At 61.4% G+C, this 13690-nt stretch carries 9 protein-coding genes; 2 read left to right on the top strand and 7 right to left on the bottom strand.

Going from position 1 to position 13690, the window contains the following annotated elements:
- From D6877_RS24230 to leuC, 7 genes are all read right to left on the bottom strand, one after another.
- Positions 1 to 2587: FimV/HubP family polar landmark protein (locus D6877_RS24230; RefSeq protein ID WP_130912348.1), on the bottom strand; the 2587-nt coding region annotated here is incomplete at its 3' end.
- A 209-nt stretch (positions 2588 to 2796) separates the two neighbouring features.
- Positions 2797 to 3807 carry an aspartate-semialdehyde dehydrogenase gene (locus D6877_RS24225; protein WP_130912336.1) on the bottom strand — a complete coding sequence of 337 codons (1011 nt, stop codon included), beginning with the start codon at positions 3805 to 3807 and terminating at the stop codon, positions 2797 to 2799.
- Between the two features lie 245 nt (positions 3808 to 4052).
- On the bottom strand, positions 4053 to 5165 hold the full coding sequence (gene asd / locus D6877_RS24220) for an aspartate-semialdehyde dehydrogenase (RefSeq protein WP_071171651.1): 1113 nt from the start codon (positions 5163 to 5165) through the stop codon (positions 4053 to 4055).
- A gap of 66 nt (positions 5166 to 5231) precedes the next feature.
- Positions 5232 to 6314, bottom strand: coding sequence for a 3-isopropylmalate dehydrogenase (leuB, locus tag D6877_RS24215; protein ID WP_130912335.1), 1083 nt, complete (start codon positions 6312 to 6314; stop codon positions 5232 to 5234).
- Positions 6315 to 6369: 55 nt separating this feature from the next.
- Positions 6370 to 7137 carry a class I SAM-dependent methyltransferase gene (locus tag D6877_RS24210; protein ID WP_130912334.1) on the bottom strand — a complete coding sequence of 256 codons (768 nt, stop codon included), beginning with the start codon at positions 7135 to 7137 and terminating at the stop codon, positions 6370 to 6372.
- Between the two features lie 95 nt (positions 7138 to 7232).
- Positions 7233 to 7877, bottom strand: coding sequence for a 3-isopropylmalate dehydratase small subunit (gene leuD, locus D6877_RS24205; protein ID WP_007913445.1), 645 nt, complete (start codon positions 7875 to 7877; stop codon positions 7233 to 7235).
- 12 nt (positions 7878 to 7889) lie between these two features.
- The gene (gene leuC / locus D6877_RS24200) at positions 7890 to 9308 is read right to left on the bottom strand and encodes a 3-isopropylmalate dehydratase large subunit (protein ID WP_016773930.1); all 1419 of its coding nucleotides are present in this window, start codon (positions 9306 to 9308) and stop codon (positions 7890 to 7892) included.
- A 139-nt stretch (positions 9309 to 9447) separates the two neighbouring features.
- Between leuC and D6877_RS24195 the strand changes: the two genes are divergently transcribed.
- Both D6877_RS24195 and D6877_RS24190 read left to right on the top strand, forming a co-directional pair.
- On the top strand, positions 9448 to 10338 hold the full coding sequence (locus D6877_RS24195) for a LysR family transcriptional regulator (RefSeq protein WP_024012384.1): 891 nt from the start codon (positions 9448 to 9450) through the stop codon (positions 10336 to 10338).
- Positions 10339 to 10401: 63 nt separating this feature from the next.
- Complete coding sequence (locus D6877_RS24190) at positions 10402 to 13680, top strand: PAS domain S-box protein (protein WP_130912333.1); 3279 nt, start codon at positions 10402 to 10404, stop codon at positions 13678 to 13680.
- Positions 13681 to 13690: the final 10 nt, after the last annotated feature.

The raw sequence follows: 13690 nt of genomic DNA, 5'->3' as shown, positions 1-13690 counted from the left end.
TGTCACGGGCACCGTCGGCGTCGCCCATGTCGATGTAGGCCTGGGCCAGATCGAGCTTGGTCGCTGCTTCGTCAGTGCCGGCGAGGAAGTCGAAATCGTCTTCGCCCAAATCATCACCCAACGCTGCGTCCGCTTCGGTGAAGCTCGGTTCGGCCATGCTTTGCGACAGGCGATCCAGCTCGGCATTGACGTCGTCCAACTCGGCCGAGAAGGCATCCGGCTCAGCAGCCGGGTTGCTGTCCATTTCGTCCGCCAGCGACAGGTCGAAATCGGCTGGCAATTCCAGATCGTCCTGCGGCACGTCGGCGACTACCGGCGTCTCGACCGGCGGCAGATCTTTCACGCCGTCGTCCAGATCCAGCAGGAAGTCATCTTCAGCCAACGTGGCCGGCGATGGTTCGGCGCCGAGATCCATGTCCAGATCGAAGTCCGACAGATCGTCGAGATTGTCTTTCATCTCGGTCTGTTCCTGCAGCACCGAGGCGAAGCTCAGATCGTCTTCGGCCGGAAACGCGTCGAGCTCGACCGGCGCTTCTGGCTCGACCACTGGCGCAGGATCGACCGGGGTGATGTTGTCGAGATCGTCCAGGCTCAAATCGAAGGCTGTGTCCAGATCGTCAGTGGCTGGCTCCGGCGCTGCCGGCTCGTCCTGCAACAGTTCCTTGACGTACTGCGCGTCCAGCTCGGCAGCGACGGCGGCAGCCGCCAGCCCACCGGCAGCGACCACGGCCATGGCCGGGAAGCGGCTTTTCAGCGCTTCGACCTTGGCGAAGTTGTCGCCATTGGCCACCAGTTGACGCTCCTGCGCGACGAACGCATCCCGATCGCCCTGCTGGCCATAGACTTCCATCAACTTCAGGCGCAGATCGCTGCGCTCAGGCTCAAGGCTGACGCCCTCTTCCAGCAGCGCGGCGGCCTGATTCAGGCGACCGGCATTGATGTGCGACTGTGCCTTGTCGAGCACGTCATCAGAGCGTTCACCGGCCGGGGCCACCAGAGGTGCGGCAATCGGCGTGGCCATCACCACCGGAGCAACGACTGGCGCTGGAGTTGGCGCAGGTGCCGGAGCTGGCGTATTGAGTTTGACGCTGGCCGCTGGGGTTTCGAGGCCAGAGAAGCTGCTTTCCGGCAGATCCTGCTCAGCGGAGAACTCTTGCTCTTCAGCCAGAGCGCGGGCCATGCGCAGATGCTTTTCGGCTTCCTGCTGGGCTTTGCGACGACGCGCCAGCAGCAACAGCAGAAGCAGCAGAACCACCGCACCGCCGCCGATCAGGCCGAGCAGGATCGGATTGGTCAGCAGTTCATTGAAGGCTTTGTCGTCATCGGCGGCAGCAGGCGTGGTTTCGACCACCGGCTCGACGACTGGCTCAACCGGGGTTTCCGCTGGCGGCGCGATGGCCGACTCTGGAGTCGGTGAAGCCGCTGCGGCGTCGGCCGGAGTGGCTGGCGGTGTTGCGGCCAGTTCGGCAGTGATCGCCGGCACCGGCGGTACAGCAGCAGTGGCGCCAGGCGCAGCGCCGGCACCAGCGCCGTCGGCCTGCATCTTCGCCAGTTGATTGTTCTTCAGCTCGATCAGCTTTTGCAGCTTGTCCAACTGGCTCTGCAGATCCGCCATGCGGCTTTTCAGTTCCTCATTGTCACGACGGGTCGTGTCGAGGTTTTCCTGAGTGATTGCCAGTTTGTTGCTCAGCGCCTTGGCGTCGCCGGCCGGGCCTTTCGCACCGGGCTTGGCGCTTTCCGCCGAGACCAGGCTCAGATTGTCCTGAGTGTTGGCCGCTGTACCGGTATTGCCACGACCGCGATTGGTTGCATCCAACTGCTGCTGACCGGTGCCAGGCTTGGCCGCGTAACGACGGCCCTGACGCCACGCTTCGTTCTGCGCCGCCACTTCAGCGATGGCTGCCGACTGTGGCAGCGCCGTGCTTTGTACCGGATCCGGCAGGCGCAGCACCTGGCCGGTTTTCAGACGGTTGATGTTGCCGTCGATAAAGGCATTCGGATTGAGCGCCTGAATCGCCAGCATGGTTTGCTGCACCGAGCCGCCGTTGCGCGCCTTCGCGGCGATTTCCCACAGGGTGTCGCGCGGCGTGGTGGTGTACTGATTGCGATGGGTCGCGCCAGTGGTTGGCGCGGTGATGGTCTGCGACGGCGCCGGCTGCGCGGCGGCGTCTGCGGTCTGCGGCGAGAACTTCGACGGATCGAGCAGCACGCTGTAATCACGCAGCAGGCGGCCATTGGGCCACATCACCTGCACGAGGAACTTCACCATCGGTTCCGACAGCGGTTGGCTCGAGGTCACGCGCAATACGCTTTTACCGTTGGCGTTGAGCACCGGGGTGAAAGTCAGATCGTTGAGAAAGGCCTGACGATCAACGCCGGCCTTGGCGAAATCTTCAGGGGAAGCCAGGCTCGGCACCACCTCGGCGGCGGTGAGATCCTTGACGTCGAGCAGCTCGATTTCAGCCACCAACGGCTGGTTCAGGGTCGACTTCAGGGTCAGCTCCCCGAGCCCGAGGGCATGCGCCATACCGGAGGACAGCGCCGAGGCGGCCGCTATTGCTAACACCAGTTTGCGAACTTGAACCATAGCCTCATCCTTTGTTTGAACGTTCCTCGGCCAGCGAGAAGCTTTTGAATACCGCTGCCGTAAGGCATTGCGCGCGACGACGGAAGTCGCCGCGCGCGATCATTTCTGTGCTGCCCCGGAAAGTCCCGGAGGGTGACTCGTCATCGACGCGCTTCGGGCAAGCATAGCGCTCACCTAGAATCAGTCGACAAATTGTTGCCAAGTATCTTTTACAGCAGGTCTTTTATCAACAACTCAGCCAGTTGCACGGCGTTGAGCGCCGCGCCTTTGCGTACGTTATCTGACGTCAGCCAAAGATTTAGTTCCGCCGGGGCGTCGACGCCACTGCGCACGCGGCCGACATAGACCACGTCCTGCCCCACCGCATCGCCGACAGCGGTCGGATAATCGCCGGCCTCGACCAGCTCGATGCCCGGTGCAGCCTCGAGCGCGGCGTTGACCTTTTCCAGGTCAACAGCGCTGCCTGACTGCAAGGTCACGCTAAAGCTATCGCCAAAAAACACCGGGGCTTGAACGCAAGTGGCAGAAATCTTCAATAAAGGTTTTGCCAGCACCTGGCGCAACTCGCGCACCAGACGCTTTTCCAGCAGCGTATGGCCTTGCGCATCAGGCGTACCGACTTGCGCCAGCAGGTTGAACGCCATCTGCCGGTCGAAGAACGTAGGCTCCAGCGGACGCATATTAAGCAGCTCGGCGGTCTGCCGCGCGAGCTCGGTTACCGCCTCGCGACCTTGCGCAGAAACGGCCAGGTTGGCGGTGACGTTGACGTATTGCAGATCGAGCAGATCAAGCAACGGCGCCAGCACCACGGCAAGCGTAGTGGCCGAGGGGCTTGGGCTGCTGACCTGGAACGGGCTTTTCAGACTGGCGAGAATATCGGCATTGGCCTCGGGCACCACTTGTGGCGCCTGCTCCGCAGGCAACGCGCCGGATAAATCGATCAGAGAGCAACCGGCAGCGTGGGCGCGAGCGGCGTAGCTCAGCGACACCGCAGCGCCTGCGGCGAAGAACACCAGTCTGACCTTGCTGAAATCGAACTCGTCGACCTCGCGCACGCGGACGTTTTTGTTGCGGAACAGCACCGAGCTGCCGGCCGATTCGCTGCTGGCCAGCAGGTGCAGGTTGCCGACCGGGAAGTCGCGCTCTTCGAGAATCTGTACGAGGGTTTCGCCGACAGTACCGGTGGCGCCGATAACGGCGATATCGAAAGTCTGGGTCATGGAGCTACCTCTGGCAAAACGGGGGGAGCGGCACTTTACCGGGTGGGTGGCGCACAGGCAATTTCTGCGGGATTTGCGGCGGCTGTGCCGGCCCTTTCGCGAGCAGGCTCGCTCCCACAGGGACCGCATTTCAATGTGGGAGCGAGCCTGCTCGCGAAAAAGGCAGTACAGATACCGGAGAAATCCTTGGCATAAAAAAACCCGCACCTCTCACAAGGCACGGGCTTCTTCATTGCTTCAAGCGATCAACGCTCCAGCAGGATCCGCAGCATGCGCCGCAGCGGTTCGGCCGCGCCCCACAGCAGTTGGTCGCCGACGGTGAAGGCGCCGACGAATTGCGAACCCATGTTCAACTTGCGCAGACGACCGACCGGTACGTTCAGGGTGCCGGTGACCTTGGTCGGGCTCAGCTCCTGCATGCTGATTTCGCGGTTGTTCGGTACCAGCTTGACCCACGGGTTGTGCTGGCTGATCAGCCCTTCGATATCGGCGATCGGTACGTCTTTGTTCAGCTTGATGGTCAGCGCCTGGCTGTGGCAGCGCATGGCGCCGATGCGCACGCAGATGCCGTCGACCGGGATCGGGCTCTTGAAGCGACCGAGGATCTTGTTGGTCTCGGCCTGGGCCTTCCACTCTTCGCGGCTCTGGCCGTTCGGCAGTTCCTTGTCGATCCACGGGATCAGGCTGCCGGCCAGCGGTACGCCGAAGTTTTCGGTCGGGTAGGCTTCGCTGCGCATGGCCTCGGCCACGCGACGGTCGATGTCGAGGATCGCGCTGGCCGGGTCGGCCAGTTGATCGGCGACAGCGGCGTGGGTCGCGCCCATCTGCTTGATCAGTTCACGCATGTTCTGCGCGCCGGCACCGGAGGCCGCCTGATAGGTCATGGCGCTCATCCACTCGACCAGACCGGCCTCGAACAGACCGCCCAGGCCCATCAGCATCAAGCTGACGGTGCAGTTGCCGCCGATGTAGTTCTTGGTGCCCGCGTCCAGCTGCTGGTCGATGACCTTGCGGTTGACCGGGTCGAGAATGATCACAGCGTCATCGTTCATGCGCAGGCTCGACGCCGCGTCGATCCAGTAACCCTGCCAGCCGGCTTCGCGCAGCTTGGGGAATACTTCGCTGGTGTAGTCGCCGCCCTGGCAGGTCAGGATCACGTCGAGGGTCTTCAGCTCGTCAATGCTGTAAGCGTCCTTGAGCGGAGCAATGTCCTTGCCCACGGACGGGCCTTGGCCACCGACATTGGACGTGGTGAAAAACACCGGCTCGATAAGATCGAAATCCTGCTCTTCCAGCATCCGCTGCATGAGCACGGAACCGACCATCCCGCGCCAACCGATCAGACCTACACGTTTCATCGCAACTACACCTTCTTGAAAAGTGGGCCGCTGCTTTGTATTGAATTTCGCAGCGGGCCCGAGAGATTACAGATTCCGCAGCGCGGCGACTACTGCGTCGCCCATTTCCTGCGTACCGACTTTGGTACAACCGGCCGAGTGGATGTCACCGGTGCGCAAGCCCTGATCGAGCACGACGCTGACGGCTTTTTCGATGGCATCGGCAGCGTCGTGCAGATTGAAGCTGTAACGCAGCATCATCGACACCGACAGGATCGTCGCCAGCGGGTTGGCAATGCTTTTACCGGCAATGTCCGGCGCCGAACCGTGGCAAGGCTCGTACATGCCCTTGTTGTTGGAATCCAGCGAGGCCGACGGCAGCATGCCGATCGAGCCGGTGAGCATCGACGCTTCGTCGGAGAGGATGTCGCCGAACATGTTGTCGGTGACGATCACGTCGAACTGCTTGGGTGCGCGCACCAGTTGCATGGCGGCGTTGTCGACGTACATGTGGCTCAGTTCGACTTCCGGGTAATCCTTGGCCACCTGCTCGACCACTTCGCGCCACAACTGGCTGGATGCCAGGACGTTGGCCTTGTCCACCGAGCAGAGCTTCTTGCCACGAACCATGGCCATGTCGAAACCGACACGGGCGATGCGGCGGATTTCGCTTTCGCTGTACGGCAGGGTGTCGTAGGACTGACGCTCGCCGTTGTCCAGCGTACGGGTGCCACGCGGCGCGCCGAAGTAAATGCCGCCGGTCAGCTCACGGACGATGAGGATGTCCAGGCCGGCAACGATTTCCGGCTTCAGGCTCGACGCATCGGCCAGTTGCGGATAGAGGATCGCCGGACGCAAGTTGCCGAACAGGCCCAGTTGCGCGCGAATTTTCAGCAGGCCGCGCTCAGGGCGGATGTCACGCTCGATGGTGTCCCATTTCGGGCCGCCGACCGCCCCCAGCAACACGGCATCGGCCGCGCGGGCACGCTCCAGGGTTTCATCGGCCAAAGGCACGCCGTGCTTGTCGATGGCCGCGCCACCGATCACGTCGTGGCTCAGCTCGAAGCCCAGGCTGTACTTGTCATTGGCCAATTCCAGCACCTTGACCGCTTCGGCCATGATTTCCGGACCAATACCGTCACCCGGGAGAATCAGAATCTGCTTGCTCATGCTTTCCTCGTGTCTTCAAGCGGTGCGCCAGTGAACGGCGCGCCGGGAAAAATTCTTATCGCTCAGCCATCAGTACGATCACATCGGTACTGAACGAGCCGTCGGCATCAATTTCGAAATATTCACCCACTTCGTTGCCCATCGACTGCTGCAACTGGCGGATCGCCGCGCGCATCACCTCAGGTGTGCGCATGCGCTCGACCCAACTGCTGTACTCCAGACGCAGGCGCTGACGGGTGGTACTGCGCACATGCAGACCGGCCTCGCTGACCTGACGCAGCCATTCGGCGGCGGAGTAGTCGCGGACATGGCTGGTGTCGCGCAACACCTCAACGCTTTGCAGGTAAGTGTCGAACAACGCACTGCCCGGTGACAACACATCAACGAACGCCGCCACCCCGCCCGGCTTCAGCACCCGACGCACTTCGCGCAAGGCCAGACCGAGGTCGCTCCAGTGATGCGCCGAATAGCGGCTGAAGACAAAATCGAACTCGCCATCGGCGAACGGCAAGCGCTCGGCAGCACCGTTGACGGTAATGATGTTGCTCAAACCGCGATCGACGGCAGCGCCGGCAACCACATCAAGCATTTGCTGCGACAGGTCGTAAGCCACCACTTCCCTGACCAGCGGTGCCACATGAAAGCTGACGTGACCGGCGCCACAGCCCAGATCCAGCACCCGCGCTCCACCCTGCCCGGCCAGCTCAGCCTGCAGCAGCGCGAATTCACTGCCTTGGGCATGAACGGCGCTGCTCAGGTAAGCGGCGGCCTGTTCGCCGAATTGCTTCTGGACGACCTGGGTGTGCTGGGGGGTGCTGGTCATGGGTCACATCCTGTAAGCAGTGTTGTTTGAAATACATTCCCTGTGGGAGCGAGCCTGCTCGCGAAGAGGCCCGCCCTGACTACATCAATCTCGAATCAGGCGTCGCGAAACAACCACGGCTGACTAACCCGATGCTTGGCCTCGAACGTCGCGATCGCATCGCCGTCCTGCAAGGTCAGGCCGATATCGTCCAGACCATTGAGCAGGCAGTGCTTGCGGAACGCGTCGATCTCGAAGCTGTAGACCTTGCCATCCGGGCGGGTCACGGTCTGCGCTTGCAGGTCGACCTGCAATTGATAACCCGGCTCGGCTTCAACCTGCTTAAACAGTTCATCAACTTCTGCATCGCTGAGGATGATCGGCAGCAGGCCGTTCTTGAAACTGTTGTTGAAGAAGATGTCGGCGTAACTCGGCGCGATGATGCTGCGGAAACCGTACTCTTCCAGCGCCCACGGCGCGTGTTCACGGCTCGAGCCGCAGCCGAAGTTCTCGCGGGCGAGCAATACGCTGGCACCCTGATAACGCTCGGCGTTGAGGACGAAATCCTTGTTCAACGGGCGCTTGGAGTTGTCCTGATACGGCTGGCCAACATCCAGATAACGCCACTCGTCAAACAGGTTCGGACCGAAACCGGTGCGCTTGATCGACTTCAAGAACTGCTTGGGAATGATCTGATCGGTGTCGACGTTGGCACGATCCAGAGGCGCGACAAGACCAGTGTGCTGGGTAAAAGCTTTCATGCTGCGCTCCTTTTAGATCAATTCACGAACGTCGATGAAACGGCCGTTCACCGCTGCCGCCGCTGCCATCGCCGGACTGACCAGGTGGGTACGGCCACCGGCGCCCTGACGGCCTTCGAAGTTACGGTTGGACGTCGACGCGCAATGCTCGCCGGACTCCAAACGGTCCGGGTTCATCGCCAGGCACATCGAGCAGCCCGGTTCACGCCATTCGAAACCGGCCTCGAGGAAAATCTTGTCGAGGCCTTCGGCTTCGGCCTGCGCCTTGACCAGACCCGAGCCCGGCACCACGATCGCCTGCTTGATGGTCGAGGCGACCTTGCGGCCCTTGGCAATCACTGCCGCAGCGCGCAAATCTTCGATCCGCGAGTTGGTGCAGGAACCGATGAACACGCGATCGAGCTGAATGTCAGTGATCGCCTGATTGGCGGTCAAACCCATGTATTTCAAGGCGCGGACGATCGAGTCGCGCTTGACCAGATCCATTTCCTTGGCCGGGTCCGGCACGTTCTGATCCACGGCCAAGACCATTTCAGGCGAAGTGCCCCAGCTGACTTGCGGCTTGATCTGCGCGGCGTCGAGCTCGACCACGGTGTCGAATTTGGCATCGGCATCGGAAACCAGGTCTTTCCAGGCTTCGACGGCCATGTCCCACTGCTCGCCTTTCGGCGCGAATGGACGACCTTTGACGTAGTCAATGGTCTTCTGATCCGCCGCCACCAGGCCGACGCGGGCGCCGGCTTCGATGGACATGTTGCAGATGGTCATGCGGCCTTCGACGGACAGATCGCGGATCGCGCTGCCGGCAAATTCGATGGCGTGGCCGTTACCGCCGGCGGTGCCGATCTTGCCGATCACCGCAAGGACGATGTCCTTGGCGGTCACGCCGAACGGCAATTGGCCTTCGACGCGCACCAGCATGTTTTTCATTTTCTTGGCGACGAGGCACTGGGTGGCGAGCACGTGCTCGACCTCGGATGTGCCGATGCCGTGGGCCAATGCACCGAATGCGCCATGGGTCGAGGTGTGCGAGTCGCCGCAGACTACGGTCATGCCCGGCAACGTCGCGCCCTGCTCCGGGCTGATCACGTGAACGATGCCCTGACGCACGTCGTTCATCTTGAACTCGACGATGCCGTATTCATCGCAGTTGTCGTCGAGGGTCTGCACCTGCAAACGCGAGACCTGGTCGGCAATGGCTTCGATGCCGCCCTTACGCTCAGGGGTGGTCGGTACGTTGTGGTCCGGGGTCGCAATGTTGGCATCGATGCGCCAAGGCTTGCGCCCGGCCAGACGCAGGCCTTCGAAAGCTTGCGGCGAAGTCACTTCGTGGATGATGTGACGATCGATGTAGATCAGCGCCGAGCCATCGTCGCGCTGCTTGACCAAATGCGAATCCCAGAGCTTGTCGTAGAGCGTTTTGCCGGCCATCAGACGGTTCCTCATCAGCTTGTTTCTATGCCCTGGGCTTATCAATAACCCTTTGGCTTGTGAGGCCGATCCTATGGGGTTAGATTAAATAACTCAAATTCATATTTTTTATGCTTTGGATAACCAACTGGAATGCGACATGGACTTGGCTAACCTCAACGCTTTTATTGCCATCGCCGAGACCGGCAGCTTCTCCGGCGCTGGCGAACGCCTGCACCTGACACAACCGGCGATCAGCAAGCGCATCGCCGGTCTTGAGCAGCAATTAAAGGTGCGCCTTTTCGATCGACTGGGCCGCGAAGTCGGTCTGACCGAGGCCGGTCGTGCCCTGCTGCCACGGGCTTATCAGATTCTTAACGTGCTCGACGACACCCGCCGCGCCCTGACCAACCTGACCGGTGAAGTCAGCGGCCGCCTGACGCTGGCCACCAGTCACCACATCGGCCTGCACCGCTTGCCGCCTCTATTAAGGGAGTTCACCCGCCGCTACCCACAGGTCGCGCTGGATATTCAGTTCCTTGATTCGGAAGTGGCCTACGAGGAAATTCTCCACGGCCGCGCCGAACTGGCGGTCATCACCCTCGCGCCGGAGCCGCATACCCTGGTCAAAGCCACGCCGGTATGGGACGACCCGCTGGATTTTGTTGTCGCCCCGGAGCATTCGCTGATCAATAACGGCGCCGTCAGTCTGGCGGACATCGCCGGTCATCCGGCGGTTTTCCCCGGCGGCAACACCTTTACCCACCACATCGTCCAGCGTTTGTTCGAAGCTCAGGGCCTGACGCCGAACATCGCCATGAGCACCAACTACCTGGAAACCATCAAGATGATGGTCTCCATCGGCCTGGCCTGGAGCGTGCTGCCGCGCACCATGCTCGACGAACAAGTGGCAAGCATCGCATTGCCGGGCATACAGCTCACTCGCCAGCTAGGCTATATCTTGCACACCGAACGGACGCTATCGAATGCAGCACGCGCCTTCATGGCCCTGCTGGATGCACAAATCGATCGGCCAGGGATCCCGGCCTGACTTGTGCTACTTCTATAGAGCCGCTCCTGTGCCTAACGCCACTCAGCTCAAGGCCCGCTGACAATGCCGAAATCTGTTGACCGAATTCCGCCGATGCCGCGAATCCAGGCTGTTGATCCGCGCCATTCCGAGCAGAGCTGGGAAAGCGCGCCGCAATTGCTCGCCGCGCTCAACGGCGCGCGGCTCGGTGCCTGGTATTGGGACATCGAGCGCGGGCAGATCAGCTGGTCGCGAGGCACCCAGGCGTTGTTCGGTTTCGATCCACGGCAGCCATTACCCGCCGACCTGGAATACCTCGACCTGTTGCCACCGGAGGACCGCGCAAAAACCGTGCGTGCCTTCCACGCGGTGATCGCCGGCGCCCCGCTGGAGCAGGCGATGCATCACCGCATCCGCTGGCCCGACGGCAGCCTGCACTGGCTGGAGATCAGCGGCAGCCTGCTGCCAGACAAGAACGGCCGGCCCCGAATGATCGGGGTGATTCGCGAAATCACCCACCAGCGCCAGCGCGAGCAGGCCTTGAGCAGCTCGGAGAAACGTTTCGCTACACTTTTCCACCTATGCCCGAACATGGTTTTGCTGACCCGTCAGGAGGACGGCCTGATCAGCGAGGCCAACCAGTATTTCGAAAGCCTGTTCGGCTGGCCGGTGCAAAGCGCGATCGGCCGCACCACCCTGGAACTGGGCCTGTGGGTGCACCCCGAGCAACGCACCGAACTGGTGAAGAAAACCAAAGCCAAGGGCGAATTGATCAGCATGGAAGTGCAGTTCCGTGCCAGCAACGGCCAGGTCCACGACGGCATCCTCAGCGCGCAGAAGGTCGAGCTCGAAGGCCAGCCCTATCTGCTCAGCACCTTCCTCGACACCACCGAACGCAAAGCCGCCGAACTGGCCTTGAAGGACAGCCAGGAACGCCTCGACTTGGCGCTGGACTCGGCGCAACTCGGCACCTGGGACTGGCACATCCCCAGCGGCATGCTTTACGGCTCGGCGCGCGCTGCGCAATTGCACGGGCTGGAGCCGATTCCATTCCATGAATCATTCGAGGAGTTTTTCGAAGGCGTGCCGGGCGAGGAACGCGACAGCATGCGCGATGCCTACCGCAGCCTGCGCGAAGGTCCGGCCGGCAATTATCAACTGACCTACCGCGTGCAATTGCCCGACGGCAGCTCGCGCTATCTGGAAAGCCGCGCGCGTCTCTATCGCGACGACAACGGCGCGCCGCTGCGCATGGCCGGCACGTTGCTGGACATCACCGATCAGGTCGAGCGCGAACAGCGTCTGGTCGCCTCGGAAGAGAAATTCGCCACGCTGTTTCAGGTCAGTCCCGATCCGATCTGCGTCACGCGTCAGGAAACCGGGGAATTCATCGAGATCAATTCCAGCTTCAGCCAGACCTTTGGCTGGAGCGCCGCCGATGTGATTGGCCACACCGCCGAGGAAATCGGCCTGTGGGACGCCTCGGCGAAAAGCCTGCAACGCATCGAACGGGTGATTCGCGAACAAGGCCTGAGCAACGTCGCCATTCTCGTCCAGCACAAGGACGGCCAGTCGCTGACCTGCGTGATTTCCAGCCGGCAGATCAGCGTCGGCGATCAGCCGTGCATCGTCACCACCCTGCGCGACATTACTCAGCAACAGCGCTCGGAAGCGGCGCTGAAGGCCAGCGAAGAAAAATTCGCCAAGGCGTTTCACTCAAGTCCAGACGCGATCACCATCACCGAGCGCGACACCGGGCGATATCTGGAGGTCAACGACGGTTTCTGTCGCCTCACCGGCTACCGCGCTGACGAAGTGGTGGGCAAAACCGTTTATCAGGTGGGTATCTGGGCCGAAGAGAAACAACGCTCGACCTTGCTCGCCGAGTTGCAGATCAAGGGCCGCGTGCATCATCAGGAAATGCTCGGGCGCAACAAACGCGGCGAATTGCTTACGGTGGAAGTCTCGGTCGAGCCGATCACCCTCAATGAAACCGCGTGCCTGCTGCTGACCGCGCGCGACGTCAGCCTGTTGAAGAACGCCGAAGCGCAGATTCGTCACCTGGCCTATCACGACCCGCTGACTAACCTGCCCAATCGCGCGCTGCTGATGGATCGCTTGAGTCAGCAGATCGCCCTGCTCAAGCGCCACAATCTGCGCGGCGCCTTGCTGTTTCTCGACCTCGACCACTTCAAACACATCAACGATTCCCTCGGTCACCCGGTCGGCGACACCGTTCTGAAAATCATCACCGCGCGGCTCGAAGCCAGCGTGCGCATGGAAGACACGGTGGCGCGCCTCGGTGGCGATGAGTTTGTGGTGTTGCTCAGCGGCCTCGAAGGTTCGCGCTGTGAAGTCAGCGAACAAGTGCGCGCGCTGGCCGACACCATTCGCGAATTGCTTTCGGAGCCGATGTTCCTCGATGGCCAGCGCCTGCAAGTGACGCCGAGCATTGGCGTCGCGTTGATCCCCGATCACGGTTCGACCCCGACCGACCTGCTCAAACGCGCCGACATCGCCCTGTACCGGGCCAAGGATTCCGGGCGCAACACCACGCAGATGTATCACAACACCATGCAGAAAGCGGCCAGCGAACGCCTGCGCATGGAGACCGACCTGCGTCTGGCGCTGTCACGCGGCGAGTTCAACGTGCACTTTCAACCGCAGGTCGATGCCCGCGACAACCGCATCATCGGCGCCGAAGCCCTGGTGCGCTGGAACCATCCCGAACTTGGTGCGCAGTCGCCCACCGAGTTCATCAAGGTGCTGGAAGACAGCGGCCTGATTCTCGAAGTCGGCACGTGGATCCTCGATGAAGCCTGCAACGCCTTCAAAAAACTGATCGCATTGAAACTGGTCGACCCGCTCAACTTCAGCCTGTGCGTAAACATCAGCCCGCGGCAGTTCCGCCAGAACGATTTCGTCGAACGCATCGAACACAGCATGACCAGCCACGGCCTGCCCTGCTCGCTGCTTAAACTGGAAATTACCGAAGGCATCGTCATCCAGAATCTGGAAGACACCATCAGCAAAATGCGCCGCCTGAAAAAGCTTGGCGTGAGCTTCGCCATGGATGATTTCGGCACCGGTTACTCATCGCTGACCTATCTGAAACGCCTGCCGGTGGACACCTTGAAAATCGACCAGTCGTTCATCCGCGATGCGACCACCGACTCCAATGTCGCGGAGATCATTCGCGCAATTGTCGCGATGGCGCGCAGCTTGGAGCTGGAAGTGATTGCCGAGGGCGTGGAGACGCCGGAACAGTTGGCGTTCTTGCAGGGGCTGGACTGCCATTTGTATCAAGGTTATTTGCATAGCCGGCCGGTGGGGTTGGAGGATCTGAAAAAACTGCTGCCCTGAATCGGCGGTC

Source organism: Pseudomonas sp. Sample_9 (assembly GCF_004307535.1).
GTDB classification, from domain to species: Bacteria; Pseudomonadota; Gammaproteobacteria; order Pseudomonadales; family Pseudomonadaceae; genus Aquipseudomonas; species Aquipseudomonas mercuritolerans.
The sequence above is the reverse complement of the archived record's forward strand: the minus strand, read 5'-3'. Positions and strand labels throughout refer to the sequence as shown.